The sequence below is a fragment of the Vibrio sp. DNB22_10_4 genome, from assembly GCF_052879755.1.
On sequence record NZ_JBNNXW010000005.1, the window covers coordinates 51,591 to 72,154 of the forward strand.

At 47.0% G+C, this 20,564-nt stretch carries 15 protein-coding genes; 1 reads left to right on the plus strand and 14 read right to left on the minus strand.

All coding sequences use genetic code 11. The features are described 5' to 3' along the window. Positions 1-32 precede the first annotated feature (32 nt). From dnaX to ACVA6Q_RS14200, 4 genes are all read right to left on the minus strand, one after another. Positions 33-2,267: a DNA polymerase III subunit gamma/tau gene (gene dnaX / locus ACVA6Q_RS14185; RefSeq protein ID WP_446647930.1), complete on the minus strand. Its 2,235-nt coding sequence runs from the start codon at positions 2,265-2,267 to the stop codon at positions 33-35. A 12-nt stretch (positions 2,268-2,279) separates the two neighbouring features. Beyond that, entirely contained in the window at positions 2,280-2,825 is a 546-nt protein-coding gene (gene apt, locus ACVA6Q_RS14190) for an adenine phosphoribosyltransferase (protein ID WP_446647931.1), read from the minus strand. Between the two features lie 158 nt (positions 2,826-2,983). Beyond that, entirely contained in the window at positions 2,984-3,358 is a 375-nt protein-coding gene (locus ACVA6Q_RS14195; protein WP_446648068.1) for a YbaN family protein, read from the minus strand. 334 nt (positions 3,359-3,692) lie between these two features. Further along, positions 3,693-4,787 (minus strand): response regulator, encoded by a 1,095-nt coding sequence (locus ACVA6Q_RS14200; protein WP_446647932.1) that lies wholly within the window; start codon positions 4,785-4,787, stop codon positions 3,693-3,695. A gap of 355 nt (positions 4,788-5,142) precedes the next feature. Between ACVA6Q_RS14200 and ACVA6Q_RS14205 the strand changes: the two genes are divergently transcribed. Continuing rightward, entirely contained in the window at positions 5,143-6,018 is an 876-nt protein-coding gene (locus tag ACVA6Q_RS14205; protein WP_353498295.1) for a LysR family transcriptional regulator, read from the plus strand. An 82-nt stretch (positions 6,019-6,100) separates the two neighbouring features. On the opposite strand, the gene purF is transcribed toward ACVA6Q_RS14205, so the two are convergent. The 10 genes from purF to fabB form a co-directional block, all read right to left on the minus strand. Continuing rightward, entirely contained in the window at positions 6,101-7,615 is a 1,515-nt protein-coding gene (purF, locus tag ACVA6Q_RS14210) for an amidophosphoribosyltransferase (RefSeq protein WP_353498294.1), read from the minus strand. A 36-nt stretch (positions 7,616-7,651) separates the two neighbouring features. Next, a complete protein-coding gene (locus ACVA6Q_RS14215) occupies positions 7,652-8,140 on the minus strand; it encodes a CvpA family protein (RefSeq protein WP_353498293.1) in 489 nt (162 codons plus the stop codon). A gap of 61 nt (positions 8,141-8,201) precedes the next feature. After that, positions 8,202-8,744, minus strand: coding sequence for an SPOR domain-containing protein (locus tag ACVA6Q_RS14220; protein ID WP_418641603.1), 543 nt, complete (start codon positions 8,742-8,744; stop codon positions 8,202-8,204). A 20-nt stretch (positions 8,745-8,764) separates the two neighbouring features. Beyond that, a complete protein-coding gene (folC, locus tag ACVA6Q_RS14225; protein WP_353498291.1) occupies positions 8,765-10,039 on the minus strand; it encodes a bifunctional tetrahydrofolate synthase/dihydrofolate synthase in 1,275 nt (424 codons plus the stop codon). Between the two features lie 42 nt (positions 10,040-10,081). Continuing rightward, positions 10,082-11,008 carry an acetyl-CoA carboxylase, carboxyltransferase subunit beta gene (gene accD, locus ACVA6Q_RS14230; RefSeq protein ID WP_446647933.1) on the minus strand — a complete coding sequence of 309 codons (927 nt, stop codon included), beginning with the start codon at positions 11,006-11,008 and terminating at the stop codon, positions 10,082-10,084. 175 nt (positions 11,009-11,183) lie between these two features. Continuing rightward, positions 11,184-11,987, minus strand: coding sequence for a tRNA pseudouridine(38-40) synthase TruA (gene truA, locus ACVA6Q_RS14235; RefSeq protein ID WP_353498289.1), 804 nt, complete (start codon positions 11,985-11,987; stop codon positions 11,184-11,186). 223 nt (positions 11,988-12,210) lie between these two features. Next, positions 12,211-16,500, minus strand: a complete 4,290-nt coding sequence (locus ACVA6Q_RS14240; RefSeq protein WP_446647934.1) for a FimV/HubP family polar landmark protein — start codon at positions 16,498-16,500, stop codon at positions 12,211-12,213. A gap of 294 nt (positions 16,501-16,794) precedes the next feature. Continuing rightward, on the minus strand, positions 16,795-17,808 hold the full coding sequence (locus ACVA6Q_RS14245; RefSeq protein WP_446647935.1) for an aspartate-semialdehyde dehydrogenase: 1,014 nt from the start codon (positions 17,806-17,808) through the stop codon (positions 16,795-16,797). Beyond that, on the minus strand, positions 17,805-18,938 hold the full coding sequence (locus ACVA6Q_RS14250) for a 4-phosphoerythronate dehydrogenase (RefSeq protein WP_446647936.1): 1,134 nt from the start codon (positions 18,936-18,938) through the stop codon (positions 17,805-17,807). Before ACVA6Q_RS14250 ends, ACVA6Q_RS14245 begins: the two co-directional genes overlap by 4 nt. Before the next feature lie 242 nt (positions 18,939-19,180). Beyond that, positions 19,181-20,392 (minus strand): beta-ketoacyl-ACP synthase I, encoded by a 1,212-nt coding sequence (gene fabB, locus ACVA6Q_RS14255; RefSeq protein ID WP_353498285.1) that lies wholly within the window; start codon positions 20,390-20,392, stop codon positions 19,181-19,183. Positions 20,393-20,564: the final 172 nt, after the last annotated feature.

Genomic DNA, 20,564 nt, shown 5'->3' on the forward strand with positions numbered 1-20,564 from the left:
CCTAAAAAGGACAAGTCTCGTCGCCAAGCGACTTATAACGGTCGAATACTTTCTTCGTCCAGCTGCGCGGAAAAACGCGTCAGCATGAACTGCACATTGGGATCCGTTTGTAGGCTTTGCGCTGCATCCGAGAGTTTTTTCTGATACAAACTCTCTCGAAGCTCAAGCGGCGTTATACCCTGCTCAGAGATCTCAATGGACAAATGACACTCTTGTTGTAGTAAGACATTTAACCCAGCAAGTAGTTCGGATTGGTTTTTATCCGAGTTCAAGTGCGCGTGGGTAGGCCTTAATCCAAGCTGAATCGATGTACCATCGATAGCGTAAACTGAGTTGAGCGCGAGTTGCTGAACTAACTTACCTACTTCCAGCTTCTCAATCATCTCCGCCCACTTATCTTGGGCTGCGGCCTCTTCGGTCAAACGCTTTGCCATCTTAGGCGTTTTCTCGTGCTCAAGTGCTTTCTTTAGCGTCGACGGTTTAATCGTCGGCTCACTCTTTTGCAAAGTTGCATTATTCGAAGGTCGCCACTGATAGGGCTCATTCGAAGTCGGTTGTTGCGCTTGTGGCGCTGCGACATCTGACACCGGAGCCGAGCTTTGGGCACGACCCTGAGTACGCATTGCAACTCGCTCTAGTACGGAGCTTGGTTCAGATGACGCTTTAGGCTTTTTTGCAGGAGTCGCTCCTGAGCTTTGCGGATTCTGTCCACCAGCCTGTCTACGAGAGCGAAGCTGATGACGTAGACCACCTGCAGCAGGACGAGCACTGGTATTTTGCGAACCACCACTTGGTGCTGGCGCGCTTGCTGGTTGCCCCTGCGGTGGTACTGGCTGATTCTGCGAGGGATGAGCCACAGGCGATGATTGCTGCGGATACCCTTGCGGTGCACTTGGCGGCTGAGATGAACTCATTTGCGAGGTATCAATGTACGGCTCAGGCCCTTCATCGTACTGAGGAATAGAACCCGCATACTGTGGCGCGCTTTGAGTATGTGACATTGGTGGTGTCGACATGGTTTCTACCGGCGCAGTCTGAGGCGGCGCCTGATTGACATTCGTAGCAGGTTGCACAGATTGTGGCTGCATTGGTTGTGACGGCACGTGTTTTGAAGACACTGCTTTTGAAGGCTCTTCTTTTGAAGACAAGCTCGCTGCAGTTATTTCACTCGCTTGCAATTCAGTCACGGGTCTAAAGGCCAGCATTCTTAGCAAGGTCATTTCCACCGCAACACGCTGCGACGGTGAGAATGGCAGATCTTGGCGGCCTTTAAGGGCAATCTGGTAGTAAAGCTGCACATCTGTGGCAGGCAACACTGTCGCAAGATGACGAACTTTGTCTCCGTCAGCGACTTCTCCATCCACACTGGTTGGTAGTGCTTGAGCCATAGCGATACGATGCAACTGTGTCGCTAACTCAGAAAGCAGAATGTCCCAATCAACGCCGTTGTCGGCTAGAGCTGATAACGTCGCCATCACTTGCTGTGCATCGCCTGTGACAATTGAGTCAAGCAGTTGCAGAGCTTGTGCGGTGTCCAAAGTGCCGAGCATTTGGCTCACCACCTCTGCAGTAACATGGCCATTACCAAGCGCAATGGCTTGATCGGTCAGACTCAACGCATCACGCATACTGCCATCAGCGGCATGAGCAAGCAGTGACAAGGCTCTGTGCTCCTGCTCAACTTGTTCATGGCTCAGCACATGCTCTAGCTGTTGATGAATGTTATCAACGGTAATCGGCTTTAGATGGAACTGCAGACAGCGTGACAAAATGGTCATCGGCAGTTTCTGAGGATCCGTCGTCGCTAGAAGGAACTTCACGTACTCTGGTGGCTCTTCAAGCGTTTTCAAAAGCGCGTTAAAACTGTGACGAGACAGCATATGCACTTCGTCAATTAAGTAAACCTTGAAACGGGAGCGCGCTGGCTTGTACTGAACGTTATCCAGTAATTCACGAGTATCTTCTACCTTAGTGCGAGATGCGGCATCGATTTCTAATAAATCAACGCTGCGACCTTCATCGATCTCTTTACAGCTCGAACATTCACCACAAGGCGTTGCCGTAATGCCAGTTTCACAGTTCAAACCTTTGGCAAACAAACGACCAATCGTCGTCTTACCCACACCACGCGTGCCGCTAAACAGGTAAGCGTGATGAAGTCGGTTCTGGTCTAAAGCATTCTCAAGAGCAGTCAGGACATGAGTCTGTCCTACTACTTCAGAAAACTTCTTTGGTCGCCATTTTCTGGCTAACGCGAGATAACTCATGAGGCGTCCTAATTAGTGGCCTTCAAATTCACACAGACTGTATACGTCGACACCCAGCGCTTCAAGGCGTTTGTCACCACCAATTTCTGGTAAGTTGATAACAAAAGCAGCGTGTGCAACTTCACCACCTAATTGGCGAATAAGTTTTGTTGTTGCTTCGATTGTGCCGCCGGTTGCCAGTAGATCGTCTACCATCAACACTTTGTCACCTTCAACAATAGCATCTGTATGAATTTCTAGTGTGTCCATGCCGTACTCTAGCTCATATGACTGCGCCACAGTTTCGCGAGGCAATTTACCTGGCTTGCGAACAGGAACAAAACCTAACCCTAGTTCAAGTGCTAGTGGCGCACCAAACAGAAAGCCGCGAGCTTCTGTACCAACAATTTTAGTAAAGCCTTGGTCTTTGTACTTCTCTACCAATAGCTCAATTGTCGCTTTGTAGGCTGCTGCATCTTCCATCAGACTGGTTACATCACGGAACAGGATCCCTGGTTTTGGGTAATCAGGAATACTTTTGATGCTTGCTTTAATAAGGGAAATTTTGTCGATAGTCATAGTATTGATCTCTGGAAAGGTCTTTGGGTGCCTGTCGTTCAGAGTACGGGTCTTGGCATGTCACGGCCGAAAAATGGCAGTAACAAGCTAGATACGTTCATTCTGTAAGGTATTAAGTAAAACGCCCACATTTAAAGTGGGCACACAACCTTCTAATGTTAGTGATTTTCGTGGTGTTCAGCAACGGGCGGTTTCACAGGAATCCGTAAAAAGAAGACAAAAGTGGCCACAAACAGCGTCAACAGCATAAGTTTTAACCAAAGCGGTTTAACGACAAAGATAGATATTGAGAAGCTAGCAACAATAAGCATTGCACCTCGGCGCTTAACAGTTTTCGTTACGCAGCGATCTTGTTCCCAATCGGTAATGATAGGGCCTAATTTGGGATGCGATTGCAGCCATTGATGGAAGGCTGGACTACCACGAAAAAAACACGCACTAGCCAAAAGGAGAAAGGGGGTCGTTGGTAATAGAGGAAGGGCTATTCCAACCACACCCAAAACTACAGAAATAGTACCCACTGTATTCCACATTAAGCGCTTTACAGTGGTCAAATTTTTTATGGTCAAAAACCTGCGTATCCGTTCATTACTCTGATCCAAGTCAGAGTAGCGGGAAGTGTTGGGATTAGCAATGCGGCGATAAAGCCTAGAAAGTAAAAAATGTTGTAAGGTTCTTTGAATTCTTGATCTGACATGACTCTTGCTCTTAGATTGGGCTAAAATTCAGCTCTTGAACTGGGCTAAAACGTGTACGAAAAAGGGAGGCAATTGCCTCCCAAAGCGTTAACATTTTTACTATAACTCAATTACAACCCGTCAAAAACCGAGTAATTGTAGGGGTATTATTGCCCCTTAAAACGAGCGATTACACCATCAAACCAATATCCCAACTAAAGCTGCTGGATCCAACTCGACTCATCGTCAACTTACCCGATTCTTGAAGCGCGAGATCTTTGGTCATGAAATTACTCAAGCAATTATCGCCCAATCGTCGCCCTCCTGCGATGTTAAACTGCGCCTGGCCGTTATCCCATCGACAACCTAGACCCGCTGGCAATATAGACACCGAGCCTTCAGCAAGATCGATGGTGCCAAACAAGGCTTCTACCGTACTGGCTCCGCTGGCGCATGCCATGCCTTTTTCTAAATTACGTGCCAAACCTTTCAAATCAACGGAGTTATGCTGTAAGCGACGTACATAATCATCAAACAAAGTCCGAACCAGCAAGGTACTTGCTACGCCTCCTTGGTCGGCGGAATCGGCATCGACTAAATAGAAAGCGAGCTGCCCACTCATCAACCAACTGTAATCAAACACCAATGGCAAACTGGTCGTGGACTGCAGCAAGCGATAGCTACTACGCCAAGCTCCCAGCGATGAGTCTTTCTCCGGAAGCAGCGCTGTAAGTAACTCTCTTGCTGCATTTGGATTTTGCTGTAAATAATCCAAGTGCCAATGAAGCTCTTGTTCCTGCTGCTCACTATCACTGCCATCCTCGTCCAACCGGAACCAACGGCTGACAAAGTCGGATTGCTCGGCAGCACTTGAGCTCTCTTCTAGTACAACCTCTATAGCTTCAGCGAGATAGCGATAATCGCTGAGCGGTTTGGTTAGAAAATCTTTCACTCCCATTCTCAGCGCTTTGGCTACATCGCCCATATCCCCTGTAGCGGAAATCACGATCACTGGCAGCGACGGATACTCTACTCTCACTTCTTCTGTGAACTCCATGCCTGTCAAAAGCGGCATAGCTAAGTCGCAAAGAACAAGATCAGGCTGAACCTCACCTAGCATTTTGAGGGCTTCGAGGCCATCTCCAGCCTCAACAACTTGGTGACCAATCGCTTCCAGGAACTTTCTGGTTACACTTCTAAATACTGGGTCATCGTCAACGACCATCACCCTAGCACTGTGTTGCTGCTCGATAGCCACAGCAACTTGACTGTCAGTTTTAGACATAAGACTACGCCTCACAAATTCCATTGAGCGTGTAATTGTTATTATTTTTGGTTTACATCAAACGTCGTATCGTAAGGAAACGCTACAATGATGCAATTCATTGACTATTGGAAACAGGACATACTCCGTTCCTGAGTACTTTAACTGTAGGCAGAAATCCACTTTTATACAAATGCCCCCAATTGTGGCATTATCTTGTGTTCTCGGTTTTGCTATAAAAGTGTCCAATTCGCTGATTTCCCCGTACTTAATATCTAAATACGCGAAATTTCTTGAGAGGGTCTGACTGAAAACCCGGTGGCTTTTCCAAGTTTTGGACTATATTAAAAACCAATAATTACAAATAGTTGAATATATGAAACTCGATGATCTAAATCTGTTCCGACTTGTTGTGGAAAATGGGAGTTATACAGCAACTTCTCGTAAGACCATGATACCTGTTGCAACAATTACTCGACGCATTCAGGCACTAGAGGATTCGTTGAACCTTCGCTTGCTCAATCGTCATGCGCGAAAACTGTCACTGACTGAAGCGGGCGAACGCTTTTACAATGAGTGCTCACCTTTACTGCAACGACTAACGTCTGCGTCAGAAGAAATTGCCGACGAGTGTAAAGGGGCATCGGGTAAACTGAAGATTTCCTCACCATCGAACCTCACTAAGCGTTTGATGATGCCTATGTTCAATGACTTTATGGCTCAGTACCCAGACATCAGCCTTGATTTGACCATGAGCAATCACGCCGATCAACTTGACCCGACTGAGTGGGATGTCATTTTCCGCGTTGGACCGCAGCGCGACTCTAGCCTCATCGCTCGCAAACTCAGCACAGTCAAAGATGTCTTAATCGCAACGCCTGAGTACTTAGCCAAATATGGCGAGCCTAAGCACGCTGAAGAGCTCTCATCTCATCGACTACTCAAAGGTGCACCACTGATTAAATGGCAGCTTAAGAACGTCAGTGGCGAGTCCATCATCAACAATACCAAAGCTCGATTTGAAGCTAACAGCCTCAATGTAGTGCGTCGTGCCTGCTCCGCTGGACTGGGTATTACCTTGATGCCAGATGTGATGATTCAAGAGCACATCGACAACGGTGATTTGGTGCGAATTTTGCCAGAGTGGAGCTCCAACCCGCGTGACATCTACATGCTCTACAACCACAAAGATCATTTACCCGAAAAAGTGCGTTTGTTTATCGATTTCGTCATCGATTACTCTCTTCACTAAGTTTCTAGACCATAATCGCTAGACAATAAAAAACCAGAGCCAAGGCTCTGGTTTTTTTGTGCTTCTTTTAGATAAGAGCGTCTTAGATGCCTTCGTTATGAAGCTCTAAGTTAGCTAAATCTTGCTGAATATCGCGCTGGACTTTTGTATCATCGTTACGCAATGAGTCAACGTAATCCAAGTACGACTGATCGATATCACCCGTCACGTATTCACCATTAAATACTGAGGCTTCGAACTGCTTAACATCTGGGTTGCCTAGGCCTACCGCTTCCAAAAGATCTGGAACCGTTTGGTAGATTAGCGCATCGGCACCAATTTGCTTACAGATTGCATCATTATCGCGGCCGTGAGCAATAAGCTCATTAGCACTTGGCATATCGATACCGTATACGTTCGGGAAACGAACTTCTGGCGCAGCCGAGACCATGTACACTTTGTTAGCACCAGAGTCACGAGCCATCTCAATGATCTGCTCTGATGTTGTGCCACGCACGATAGAATCATCGACTAACAATACGTTCTTACCTTTAAACTCAGAGCGGATAGCATTGAGCTTACGGCGCACTGATTTCTTACGCTGCTGTTGGCCAGGCATGATGAAGGTACGACCGACGTAGCGGTTCTTAACGAAGCCTTGACGGTATGGCTTATCAATCGCTTGAGCGATTTGCAGTGCAATGTCGCATGAAGTCTCAGGGATTGGGATAACAACATCGATATCAAGGTCAGCAAACTCATCTTTGATGCGCTCACCAAGCTTCTTACCCATTTCAACGCGCGCGCTGTATACCGAGATTTTATCGATAAATGAATCTGGACGAGCAAAGTAAACAAACTCAAAGATACATGGGTTTAGTTTAGGATTGTCTGCACATTGACGGGTGAATAGCTCACCATCAAATGTGGCGTAAATCGCTTCACCTGGCGCAACGTCACGGACAAAATCAAAGCCTACTGCATCCAGAGCAACAGACTCAGACGCGACCATGTATTCGGTTTTACCCTCAACTTCACGCTTACCTAAACATAGAGGACGGATACCGTTTGGATCGCGGAATGCAATCATACCGTGACCGATGATCATCGCGGCAACCGCATAAGCACCTTTAATGGCACGGTGAACATTAGTCACTGCGCGGAACACGTCATCCGACGTCACGTTGCCTTTTACGGTATCAATTTCGTGTGCAAGAACGTTAAGCAGAACTTCAGAGTCCGATGTCGTGTTTACGTGACGACGGTCTTTTTCGAACAACTTTTCACGAACTTCGTGTGCGTTGGTGAGGTTACCGTTGTGTGCCAGGGTAATACCAAACGGAGAGTTTACGTAGAACGGCTGTGCTTCAGAAGCGCTAGAGCTGCCAGCTGTTGGATAACGAACATGTCCAATACCTACGTTACCTTGAAGGCGCTGCATGTGCTTAGCTTCAAAAACGTCTTTAACTAGACCATTCGCCTTACGCAGACGAAAACGATTGCTTTCTATGGTAACAATACCAGCGGCATCTTGGCCACGATGCTGTAAAACGGTCAAAGCGTCATAGATAGACTGATTCACAGGCGTTGAGCCAACGATTCCAACAATACCACACATGTCCTAATCCTCGATTTGCGACATTAGCTGGCGCCGCTAAGCGCCAGACAAGAAACTAGAAGTTGCTTCGATGTGTTCAAAAAACGGCTCAATGACCAATTTAAAGTGTGGAACCAGTTCTGAGGTTTCCCACCACTCGCTGTTATTCAGCGTGGTAAAGGTATCAACAAAGAACAGTACCGCTGAGACGATAAGCACACCGCGCAAACCGCCAAATACGATACCAAGTACCCTGTCTGTACCCGAGAGTCCCGTTTTCTGAACCAACTGCCCTATGACATAGTTAATGAGAGCTCCGACAATCAAGGTCGCAACAAACAAGGCAGCGATTGCGGCGCCATTGCGAAACATGTCGTCTTCGATATTAGAAAAGTACACCGCTAATTTTGCGTAGTACTGGCTGGCGATAAAAAACGCGCCAAACCATATCAAAAGCGACATTGCCTCTTTGGCAAAACCGCGAACTAAACTGATCAAGGCCGATAGCCCAATCACACCCAAAATGACAAAATCTAACCAATTCATGAATTCTTCATCTCAAGTTGGCGCGCATTTTAACAGAAAAATGAGCGACGCAAACGTTTTCTTATGGATTTAGTGGCTTAAATTTGAGCAGTTGACCTCTAGAGCCGGTAATTTCCTCTAATTCAATCAATTGCTTCTCTAATTTACTTTTTGAAACATCTGGACCGATAATCACGCGAGTAAAGGTCTCTTCTTGCTTCACGTGAGCTTGATAACCGCGCTTCTGCAGATCTTTCACAAGTGCCGCAGCATTATCGGCATTTTTCAGCGCCATCAGCTGAATAATCCAAGCACTATCAGCGTAATCGTTACGCTCTGGTACCTCTTGCGCTGACACATTGACGATATCCGCTTCAGGCTCTTGAATGATCTCTTCGCCGACAGTAGCCTGCACAGGCGCTTCTGGAAGTACCGAAATGTCCTCTTCTGGCTCCAACACTTCAAACGATTCCACGTCAGCGTTAATTTCTGGCTTAAGTGGAATGCTGGCAAATTCTTCTTTGTAGTGAAGCTTCTTACCGTCAAGCAGGTCTGGCAGGATAATCACCCCGACTGCCACCAGTACGATGGTGCCCACTAAGCGGCTTTGGAATTTACTCGCCATGATTTCTCCTAGATTCGATTTTACTCTGCGGTTTTACCGCCGCAGTGCTCCAACACCTCACCAACCGTATGGAATGAACCCACAACCAAAATCAGATCGTCTTGTTTCGCATCTGATTTCGCCGCTTCAAATGCCGCCACAGGCGAATCATAGCGAGTCAGAGTTTGGTTGGAATCAAGATGAGCACATAGCTCGTCCGCAGATGCAGCTCTTGGACCACTCAATGATGCAGGATACCAATGCTCTGTCAGAGGATTCAAAACTCGGATAGTTTCGGCGATATCTTTATCATGCAGCATACCCATCACCACTTTAAATCGAGTGTTGGGATACAAGCGATTAAGCTGAGTGACCAAATACTCAGCTGAGTGAGGGTTGTGCGCGACATCGAGAATGGTGGTTGGCGTGCCTGCGATGACCTGCATGCGTCCGGCCAGACGAGCGTCTTTAAGACCGTTAACAATGTTTAGGTCGGTAATGTCCAAATTGGCAGCACCCAGCGCCATCAGCGCTGTGTTGGCATTCATCAGCGGAAGAACCGGCATAGGTAAATCTTCTAGCGCGAAGGTGCCGTGGTGCCAGCTCCAAGTCGTGTCTGAGGTTTGCTTATAGTCGAACTGAATACCCGTTTGATAGAACTCTGCACCAATGTCATCGGCATGAGCAGGTACTGTTGCAGGCGGTTTCGGCTGACCACAAATAGCCGGCTTTCCGGAACGATAAATGCCCGCTTTTTCAAAACCGATAACGTTGATGTCATCACCTAGCCAATCGACGTGATCCACTGCAAGACTGGTAATCACCGACACATCATGATCAACCACGTTCGTCGCATCCAGCCTACCGCCTAGACCGACTTCAAGCAGTACAACTTCCACCTTATGCTGTTGGAACTGCTTAAGAGCCGCTAATGTCGCGTACTCGAAAAAGCTCAGGCTGACATCACCACGCAGCTTTTCGATATAGTCGAAAGCTTGGGTGTGTGACTCATCAGGCAGTTCTTGGCCGTTGATACGTACACGTTCATTGTAACGAATTAGGTGGGGAGAACTGTAGACACCAACAGAGTAGCCCGCATCTAATAAGATGGCTTCCATTAATGCACAAGTCGACCCCTTGCCATTGGTACCGGCAACGGTGATAACGGTTGGGGCTGGTTTGGTAAGTTGACCTTTTTGTGCCACGACGGACACTCGGTCTAGGCCAAGATCAATGGCACTGGTATGGATACTGGTTAAGTAATCAAGCCACATCTGTAGTGTCGATGTGGCTTGTGGAATGGATTGTGAACTCATTTAGCCGTCAATATCTTAACGTTTGATAACTTAGTGAGTACTTTACCCTTTTTCGTCCGCTTCTGGTACTTCATATGCAGGTTCTTGTGGAGAATCTTCCACAGAAACCACAAGCGGTGACGCTTGGTTAGTCATTTTCGCAAGCAGACTACCTACGCGCTGACGCATTTCACGGCGATCAACAATCATATCAATCGCACCATGCTCAAGTAGGAACTCACTGCGTTGGAAGCCTTCAGGAAGGTCTTCACGTACTGTCTGCTCGATAACACGACGGCCAGCAAAACCGATAAGCGCTTTTGGCTCACCGATATTGATGTCACCCAGCATAGCAAGACTTGCTGAAACGCCGCCCATGGTTGGGTCAGTCATTACAGAAACAAATGGAAGCCCTTTTTTAGACAGACGCTCAAGTGCAGCACTGGTTTTTGCCATCTGCATTAGCGACATTAGCGCTTCTTGCATACGTGCGCCGCCACTTGCTGAGAAACAAACAAGACCGCAATTGTTTTCCATTGCAGCTTCGACTGCGCGTACAAAGCGAGCACCAACAACAGAGCCCATTGAGCCACCCATAAATGAGAACTCAAATGCACACGCTACCACTGGCTGACCAAGCAATTCACCTTGCATAACAACCAAGGCATCTTTCTCACCACTGTTTTTCTGTGCTGCAGAAAGGCGCTCTTTGTAACGCTTTGAATCTTTGAACTTAAGCTTGTCTTGAGGCTCAAGCTCAGTCGCGAGTTCAACACGGTTACCTTCGTCTAAGAACGTTTCTAGACGACGACGTGCTTTCATTCGCATGTGGTGATTACACTTAGGGCAAACCTCAAGGTTACGCTCTAGTTCTGCGTGATAAAGTACTTGCTCACATGATGTACATTTAGTCCAGATACCTTCTGGGATAGATGCTTTGCGCGAGCTAACGATGTTGCTTTTTTCTAAAATCTTTTCAAGCCAACTCATGGAAGACCTTTTCTCTTGTTACCCCCGCCAAAATGGCGAAAGTGTGAAATTCTAATTAATGCCGTGGGATTAAACCATATTACAGCCAAACTGTAGATAAAAAACTGGTTGTACCTATCCTTGTGACCAAGCCATAACTCCTGATCACGGTAACTTTTCACTGTTTGGAGCCTAGTTACCAACCAGAGTTCAAATCATTCGGCAAAAATAGCGGACCAATTGGCATTTCTGGGAGCTGGTACTCATCTGGATAATCGACGTCGACCAAATACAGACCGTCAGCTTTCGCCGTAGCGCCAGCCAATTTGCGATCTTTTTGCGCCAGTAACCACTCTATCCACTCAGGTGGCTGCTCACCTCTACCGACCACAATCAAGCTACCGGTAATATTTCGCACCATATGATGAACAAAGGCGTTCGCTTTAATATCAATCACCACGTAAGGCCCGTGGCGAGTCACATTTAAGTGCATGATATTGCGCCAAGGGCTACGAGATTGACACTGCACAGCACGAAAGGACGTGAAATCATTTTCACCAAGTAGGTACTGCCCTGCTTGATGCATTTTTTCTACATCCAAGTTGCCATGATAATGACTGATACCAGAAGATAAAATTCCAGGACGTAAATCGTGATTGAAGATCACATAACGATAGCGACGAGCGGTTGCAGAAAAGCGCGCATGGAACGCTTCTGGAACTTCTTTTGCCCAGCGCACCGCTATGTCTTTGGGTAGGTTTGCATTAACGCCCATCGTCCAAGCAACAGGCTTACGTATCGCAGATGTCTCAAAGTGCACCACTTGCCCTGTACCGTGTACACCGGCGTCAGTACGCCCTGCACACTGAACCTCGATCGGTTCGTTGGCAACAATAGATAGCGCCTTTTCCAGTTTTTCTTGAACACTGGTAACTTCGCGCTGTCTTTGCCAGCCAAAGTATTTTTCACCGTTATATTCAATACCTAATGCAACTTTCATAGTTAACTCTGCATCTGTGATTTGTCAAAGGGGGCAAAGTATATACGCAACTCTACTTGGTATAAAGCCACAGCCTGTGAAAGCTCGGTCATTAATTGCTGTCCATCGACGAAAAGGTCATAACCAAAACCTGACCTAATGGCGACACTCAGTTTTTGTATATCGTCGAATCTAGGTTTACCCAAAAAAGAAAAACGGTGGCAAGCCACCGTTTTTTTGGATTTTACTGATGCTCAGAGAGCTTACTAAGTAACCGTTTCGCCTCTTGCTCAACTTGTCCTGAGCCTTCCAGCAAGACTTTTTCGAGTAGCTTTACCGCGCCTTCGAAATCATTCATCTCAATGTAGATTTTCGCCATATCAAGATTACCTGCAGCCTCAGAATCTGAGTCTACATCGACCTCAGAAATCGGTCCAATGACATCAGGGAATTCATCTAACCCAACATCGAGCTTAAGTTCTTCCTCTTCTTGCTCAGATGCCTCTCCGTCATCGACTTGAGCCATGAGCTCATCAATCGTCATAAATTGCTTTTCTTGAGCATCAAAATCAGCGACAGGATCTTGTGAAGACCAATCTTCATCGGACGCTTTCGCAAGAGCTCCTACATCGTTGCCACTCCATATCACTTGCTCTTCATCTGGAATGTCATGGTTGATGGCAGCTCTCTGCTCATCGGTAAGGGTAAATCCATTCCAGTCTTCACCAGCCTCAGACCCTGCTGTCTCTTGCAACATGGCATCGATATCAAGACCAGCGCTGTCCGCTGTCGTTTGATCCACAGGTGAGATGTTTGAGAATGTCGTCCCTTCACTGTCTTGCAAAAGTTCGTCGAGATTGCCTTCTTGTTCAATCGCTGACATATCGACCATGCTAAACGCATCTGCAAGTGCATCAATTTCCGAATGATCTAGCGTTTCACCCACCATTTCTGGTGCAGACGCCAAAGGTTGATCCTCTGGTTCGAGATCCACAGCTGCTTGTTGCTCATCATATTCTGGGAGTAATTCAAGCGAGAAATCATCCTCAAAGTCATGATTATCCGCTTGCTGCACATCCGGGCTCTCAGCTGTCAGAGGCTCACTTTCATCCATATCAAGTAAGGCGTCTTGCTCTGTAAATTCTGGGAACTCAAAATCATCAAATGCGTCTTGTTTGGCTGCTAATGATGGCTCGCTAACTGGGTTTTCTGCTACTTGCTGTTCTGCTTCTGCCTGTTCTGGCACTTGTAGGTCAGCGACTTCATCACTAGCAACATCTCCAAGCTCATGGTCATCACTCTCAGCAGCATTCTCAACCAAACTGTCGGCATCTAGTTCTGCGACAGGTTCAGAGAATGAGTCCGTCTCAAGCTCACTCGCAGCATCACTTTGTGGTTCTTGTTCTGTAAAGGAGTCTAGTGGCTCAGACGCAGGTTCTGGCAATACCTCTTCTTTGCTGAGATTGGCATCAGCAAACGCGTCATCTTCGCTATACTCTGGCAGCTCATCGTCACTGAAAGCCAATTCTGCATCAGAAGAGTCTTCAGGCACTGGCTCATCATCTGAGTCACCCTCTGCATCGGCAAACGCTTGTTCTTCGCCGTATTCACTTTGCAGGGCATTAGCGAGGAAATCTGCATCGTCCTCTTGTGCCGTGTTAGCAAGCGGATCTTGTTGAGGCTCTTCCTCCACCCAATCATCATCTTGAGGTAACCCAAATTCATTGGCTACCAATGCATCCAGTTCTTTTCGAGACTGCTCACTGTCATCTTCATGGTGAGAAAGGTTGCTACCGCTCTCAATTTCTGGTGCAAAGTCAAAGTCCGTATCAGAAGCAACCTGAGGAGTGAGCTCTGGTGATTCAACGGCTTCGGGCTCTGCACTATTATCGGCTATTGAGCCAACGTTTGAATCTTGTGACGATACTTCAAAAGCGTCATCAGTTTCCGATGTTTCAAGTTGCTCAAACGATTCGTGATCGGTTGAAGTTGACTCAGAGGCTATAGACTCTTGAGCTAAAGAGTCGTCTGCTGGATGGGAGATTTGTTGCGCTAGAGTGCTCTCTACTTCCTCATCAAACACGTCCGATTCAGTATTAGCGTCAATAGCTTCTTCAGTGTGCTCATCTGCTGACAAGTCGGCACTAGGCGCTTCGACATCGGCAGCGTCAACCATTGGCTCATCACCTTGGTGAAGCTCAGCCTCGGCGACTGACGCCTCAGTGAGATCAAGCTCATTAGCATCAAGCTGCTCATCTTCCAATGACAGTGACTCTGTAGTGCCTTCATCATCCAACTCTGCTGCTAACTCGACGTCATCACTCAATGAGTCTTGTGGTAACGGCTCAGAGCTTGGGCCTTGCTGGGACATAGGGTCTGGCGCGTTGGCAGCAAATAACGCATCCATTTCTTCATCGCTAATGTCTGAACCAAGCAGATAATCAGAGCCAAATGGATCCAAGTCGAAGTCATCTTCAACAGTGTCATCTTTAGCATCTGATAGGCTGCTCTCAAATAGCACTTCATCTAATAACTCAGTGCTATTCTCATCCAGCTCCGTTTCTTCATCAGCAAGAAGCTGCACATCCTCATCTTCATCTACCGACGCAGACTCTTCTGACAGAACTTCATCAAGAGTTAAGTCTGATTCATCCAAATCCGAGAGCTCAAAATCATCGGTAAGCATGTCGTCAAGCAAGTCGACATCGTCATTATCTAACTCACCCTGAGGCTCAGGCACAGCGTCAGAAGTCGCATCAATTTGCGAGAACTGAGCAAAGAGATCGTCAATATCATCGTTATCTACACTCTCCGACAAGTTATCTGAAGATTGAGGCTCGTCATCGGCGTCACTTTCCTCTGCAATGATTTGTTCCAGAGACGCCAATGGAGAGTCGGCGGAAAGATCATCCAAATCGATATCGCCTTCATCGAGGTCAAAGTCGTCGCCAGCGAGCAGTTCGTCCATTTGCGCTTGGTTTAACGCGCTGTCTTCCTCCAGAAGCTCTTCAGCATCAACCTGTGCGTTATTTTCTTGCTCGGTATCACCTTGAGTATCTAAGCTAAAGTCTGCAAACAGGCTATCTAAGTCATCTTGTGAAACGACATTATTGCTGTCGTCTCCATCTTCGTCAGAAAGGTTGAAATCCAACGCTTCATCATCACTTGGCACTGCAACGTCGTTGAGCACACGTTCCATTTCCTCGAGGCCCAGCGCTTTCTCACCATCTTTAACACTGATGCCGTTGTTGCTAGTATCAAGGTCGACTACGCCAATATCGAGCTCTCCATCGTCATCAATGCTGGCAAATGGGTCATCTTCATCATCTAGATTGAAATCAAAATCCGCCTCATCAAGGTCGGCGAACACATCATTCTCATCATTTTCTTGGCTTAAATCACTCTCTTCAGCTTCATCATCCAAGCCTGCTAATAGGTCATCAGAGAACAGCTCATCATCATCGTCACTGGCAACCGCAGCAGTGGCGACTCCCGCACCAGCACCTGCTGCTGCGGCCATAGCCGGTTTATCCGAGCTTTCAGTTTGAGCCTCATTAAGCTGCGCAGTTGGCTCATCATTTCGACGTTTACGAGAGCGTAATATTGCCATCACCAGAAGGCCAAGAAGCAGCGCTGGTACAAATGCTAGCAGAGCAACAAACCACGGTTTAGAGAGCCAAACATCGAGCTGGCTTGGCGCCAATCGAGCCATTTCAGCCTGTTTACGCTTTTCTTCACTAAGCTGACGTTCGACTTCAGTACGGATACGCTCTTCGTTATCCACTTCCGTTTTTAGTTCTTCCACTTCGTGTTGAACTTCAGAAAGCATCAACCTTAGTTGGTGATTTCGCTCTTCTAAAGACAAAAGTTCGCTTTCCGAGCGACTAAGTTCTTCTCGTAACGCTTCAGTTACATCAGGCGCTTTCGGAACATCCGGCGCTTTGGTAATCACTTCCGCTTCGGCTTTAGGTGTTGCTTCAACTGGCTTAACTGGCTCGGGGTTTACTGCAGTTGGCGTTGTGACTGCTTCTGGCTTGACTTGAAGCTTTTGTGGCTCTGGTTTCGGCTGCACGGGCGCTCGTGGAGGCGCAACGACAGATGCAGGTTGGTTTAGTTTGGCCTGATGCGCAGCTAGAACCGCTAGCGCTTCTTGCAGATCAACACGATTTATCAACGCACTAGATGGGATACGAAGTTCACTGCCTGGCGACAGCTGATGAATATTACCCTTTTCGAATTGGCCTGGGTTTAGTTCATAGAATGCATAAATGGTTTGCTGAACACTGGCACCAGATGGCTTAAAACGTGAAGCAATCGACCACAAGGTTTCATTTTGGGCAGTAGGACCATAGTAGCGCGCAGGTGCACCGCTTTCTTGATTGGCAAGTTGACGAACAGGTTGCGAATATTGCGGAGCCGAGATGACCTCACCGTTAGGCCCGGTTAATCGAATAGTATCAGCGCTGATAGATAAAGAAGTTGTCGCTCCTGCTAGTGCTAACGTCACTAACAAAGGCTTTAAAATTTGATGCATGGAAGGCTCAGCTGTCTGCGTTATACCCAAGTAACCTCAAAGTGCAGGTTCAGGTCATTTAGGTATATAAATTACAAAAATTATCTCGTTACTATATCGGATATTAGCTCCAAAACTATAGGTCAGCCTTTAAAAAACTTGATTCAAGCATGATATCGGTACCAATTTTACATTGGTTAACAGTATAAAGGCCCCTAAAAAGGAGCCTTTGATTAAAAAGTAACAGCAATGGTGCATAAAGCACCACTCAGTGTCTCGCAGACAGCGCAGAACAAGAGTGGGGCGTTCGACCTATTAGAAGTAGTCGCGAATCAGTACTTCTGCAATTTGCACCGCGTTAGTCGCTGCGCCTTTACGGACGTTGTCTGCTACAACCCACAAGTTCACACCACTGTGGTGGCTTATATCATTGCGAATACGACCGACCATCACATGATCTTTGCCGCCCGCATCACGAACTTGAGTTGGCATATCTTCACCATGGAAGACTTCAACACCTTCAGCTTGCTCTAGTAATTGCACCACTTCCTCTGCAGAAATAGGCGCGCTCGTTTCTAGATGCACGGCTTCTGCATGTCCGTAGAATACTGGCACACGAACACAGGTTGGGTTAACCATTAGGTTTGAATCATTGAAGATCTTTTGCGTTTCCCACACCATTTTCATTTCTTCTTTGGTGTAGCCGTTATCCATGAACTGGTCAATTTGTGGAATACAGTTGAACGCAATTTGTTGGCTAAATGCTTTTGGTTCAACAGGTTTGCCGTTTAGTAGCATTGCTGTTTGACCTGCCAGCTCATCAACACCGCTCTTACCTGCACCAGAAACCGATTGGTAAGTGGTTACGTTGATGCGCTCGATACCAACCGCATCGTGAATCGGTTTAAGCGCAACCAGCATTTGAATTGTTGAACAGTTAGGGTTCGCAATAATGTTGCGGTTTCTAAACTCAGCAATTGCTTCTGGGTTCACTTCCGGTACCACAAGCGGTACGTCGTAGTCGTAGCGGAAGTTCGAAGAGTTATCGATTACGACCACACCTTCATCTGCCGCGATAGGCGCCCATTTTGCTGATTGCTCACCGCCTGCAGAAAACAGTGCGATATGGACTTGTGACCAATCGAAGTTCTCTACGTTCTCAACTTTCACTGTTTTACCGTTGATACGATAAGTCTTACCTTCACTGCGCTCACTCGCAAGTAGGTAGATGTCACCCATCGGGAACTCACGTTCTTGTAGCACTTCGACCATAGTTTCACCTACAGCACCTGTTGCTCCAAATACAGCGATATTAAATTGTTGGCTCATTTAGTTACCTCGATTTGAAATCCTAGTTCTGCTAATGGAGCGAGATTACAAGACTCGTCACCCTTAACAAGGACAGCGCCATACTCGCGTCTATCCCAATAAAGTTTACGCATTTTATCGAAGCCATTTTCGCTGTGAATTTCACGGCGGAAAATCGCATCGTCCTTGCGTACATCATAGATTATCTGCGTCATACTGTGCAGCGTTGCTTCATCCCACGCACGATCTAGCGTCAATTCTGGGATTGGAGCAACGGGTAAAAGTGCATCAGGGTTTGCACGTTCAGATACTCCCAAAAACTCACAGTAGCTGTTAAAGATCATGGTCGTACCACGTGCTTTGCCTTCAAGACCGTAGCCCGCTATGTGAGGGGTCGCGAACGTTAACAGAGGTAGTAGCTCAAAATCAACCACTGGTTCAAACTCAAATACATCAAGAACGGCAGTAAATCCATCTTGCTTGAGTAAGCGCTGTTTGAGTGCCTGGTTATCTACAACAGGACCACGCGCAGCATTGATTAAAATTTGATCTGCACGAAAATTATCAAGACGTGCCTGGTTGATTAAGTGATGCGTTGGATATTCACCCTCTCGAGTGATCGGCGTGTGCATAGTGACGACATCTGCCTGCTCTAACAGAGTATCAAGCTCAGTAAAGACTCTTTGGTCGCCTTGCTGCTCCTTGAGTGGGTCATTAAGTAGAACCTTGATTCCAATGCCTTGTAAACACTTTTGCAGGTAGCTACCTACCTGGCCACAACCGATGATACCCACTGTTTTATCAAAGATAGAGAAACCTTGCTGCTGAGCAATAACCATCAAACTGCTGATAACATACTCGGCCACGCCCACTTTGTTGCAACCTGGAGCGGCAGTAAAGAAAATACCTCGCTGCTCTAGAAGCGCTTGGTCAACATGATCCATTCCCGCGGTTGCGGTGCCAACGAATTTAAGCTCATTGGCCTTTTCTAAAAGCGCTTCATTAACCTTAGTGATCGAGCGAATCATAAGCGCATCAACATCAACAAGATCGTCAGCCGTTAACTCGCGGCCAGGTTTGGCGATCACTTCACCGAGTTGGCTAAACAGCTCAACGGCATAAGGCATTGCCTCATCAACAATAATCTTCATGGGAAGTTCCAAAGGGGTTGTCCTTACAATAGGCTGAATTGTGCAAGATATAGCAGCATGTGTCGAGTAGGTGGGAAAGAAAGATAGTGCATGGCAAAATTCAGGTACAAAAATGCCCAGCCATTTGGCTGGGCAAGATCCAGAACAAAAGGATTTTAACCCGCTCTCCAGGGATTAAAACTTGCGTCTGCGACTGGTTTTCACCAGTCAGCTCTGGAAATCATAGAACTGATTAGCCAGGGTTAACCTTGGTACTTCTTCAGTACTAGTGTTGCGTTCGTGCCACCGAAACCAAAGCTGTTAGACATCACAGTGTTTAGCTCTTGCTCACGAGTTTCAGTGACGATATCTAGGCCTTCTGCCGCTTCGTCTAGCTCATCAACGTTGATGCTTGGTGCAATAAAGCTATGGTGTAGCATCAGCGCTGAGTAAATCGCTTCGTGTACACCTGCCGCACCTAGCGCGTGACCAGTCATTGCTTTCGTTGCTGAGATAGCAGGACTGTTGCCACCAAAGACTTCTTGGATAGCGCCAAGCTCTTTAACATCACCTACTGGCGTAGATGTGCCGTGAGTGTTCACGTAATCAATCACTTCAACATCTTGCATTGCCATCTTCATACAACGCACTGCGCCTTCACCAGATGGTGCTACCATGTCGTAGCCGTCTGATGTTGCACCGTAACCCACAACCTCACCGTAGATTTTTGCGCCACGTGCAAGAGCGTGCTCGAGTTCTTCAACAACCACCATGCCGCCGCCACCAGAGATAACAAAACCGTCACGGTTCGCATCGTAAGTACGTGATGCTTTTTCTGGGGTTTCGTTGTACTTAGTAGACAGTGCACCCATGGCATCAAACATCATAGTTTGTGACCAATCTAACTCTTCACCACCACCAGCAAATACGATGTCTTGCTTACCAAGTTGGATAAGCTCCATCGCGTGACCGATACAGTGAGCTGACGTTGCACATGCTGAGCTCATTGTGTAGTTCACACCACGGATTTTAAATGGTGTTGCCAGACACGCAGACACTGTCGATGACATAGTACGAGGTACCATGTAAGGACCAACACGCTTCACGCCTTTTGCGCGTAGTGTATCCACTGCAAGTGTTTGGTTAAGTGCAGACGCACCACCAGAACCTGCAACGATACCTGTGCGGTCATTTGAAACTTGATCGTCTGTCAGACCTGCGTCTTCGATCGCTTGCTCCATTGAAAGATATGCGTACGCCGCTGCGTCGCCCATGAAGCGCATTTTTTTACGGTCGATATGCTCAGCAGGGTTAATTTTCAAATCACCCCAAACTTGAGAACGAAGGCCCATCTCTTTGAATTGCTCAGAGGCGTTAATACCAGAACGGCCTGCTTTAAGAGACGCTAAAACTTCTTCAACGTTGTTACCGATGCTCGAAACAATACCCATACCGGTAATTACGACTCGTTTCATGTGACATTCCTATAAATTCATAAACGGCTAAATGATAACGAAGATACAGGATAAAAGTGGTCAGCTTTCCCATAAATTCGTACAATTCGCATCAATAAATGCTATCGATGCCCCACTAAATGTAGTTGTGATAACTTTCTACCTAGGGGTATAACACGAGATAAGTGTCAAA

Excerpts from the sequence above, each read along its gene's own strand:
- dnaX (WP_446647930.1), bottom strand. The coding sequence starts at position 2,267 with ATGAGTTATCTCGCGTTAGCCAGAAAATGGCGACCAAAGAAGTTTTCT.
- apt (WP_446647931.1), bottom strand. The coding sequence starts at position 2,825 with ATGACTATCGACAAAATTTCCCTTATTAAAGCAAGCATCAAAAGTATT.
- ACVA6Q_RS14195 (WP_446648068.1), bottom strand. The coding sequence starts at position 3,358 with ATGTGGAATACAGTGGGTACTATTTCTGTAGTTTTGGGTGTGGTTGGA.
- ACVA6Q_RS14200 (WP_446647932.1), bottom strand. The coding sequence starts at position 4,787 with ATGTCTAAAACTGACAGTCAAGTTGCTGTGGCTATCGAGCAGCAACAC.
- ACVA6Q_RS14205 (WP_353498295.1), top strand. The coding sequence starts at position 5,143 with ATGAAACTCGATGATCTAAATCTGTTCCGACTTGTTGTGGAAAATGGG.
- purF (WP_353498294.1), bottom strand. The coding sequence starts at position 7,615 with ATGTGTGGTATTGTTGGAATCGTTGGCTCAACGCCTGTGAATCAGTCT.
- ACVA6Q_RS14215 (WP_353498293.1), bottom strand. The coding sequence starts at position 8,140 with ATGAATTGGTTAGATTTTGTCATTTTGGGTGTGATTGGGCTATCGGCC.
- ACVA6Q_RS14220 (WP_418641603.1), bottom strand. The coding sequence starts at position 8,744 with ATGGCGAGTAAATTCCAAAGCCGCTTAGTGGGCACCATCGTACTGGTG.
- folC (WP_353498291.1), bottom strand. The coding sequence starts at position 10,039 with ATGAGTTCACAATCCATTCCACAAGCCACATCGACACTACAGATGTGG.
- accD (WP_446647933.1), bottom strand. The coding sequence starts at position 11,008 with ATGAGTTGGCTTGAAAAGATTTTAGAAAAAAGCAACATCGTTAGCTCG.
- truA (WP_353498289.1), bottom strand. The coding sequence starts at position 11,987 with ATGAAAGTTGCATTAGGTATTGAATATAACGGTGAAAAATACTTTGGC.
- ACVA6Q_RS14240 (WP_446647934.1), bottom strand. The coding sequence starts at position 16,500 with ATGCATCAAATTTTAAAGCCTTTGTTAGTGACGTTAGCACTAGCAGGA.
- ACVA6Q_RS14245 (WP_446647935.1), bottom strand. The coding sequence starts at position 17,808 with ATGAGCCAACAATTTAATATCGCTGTATTTGGAGCAACAGGTGCTGTA.
- ACVA6Q_RS14250 (WP_446647936.1), bottom strand. The coding sequence starts at position 18,938 with ATGAAGATTATTGTTGATGAGGCAATGCCTTATGCCGTTGAGCTGTTT.
- fabB (WP_353498285.1), bottom strand. The coding sequence starts at position 20,392 with ATGAAACGAGTCGTAATTACCGGTATGGGTATTGTTTCGAGCATCGGT.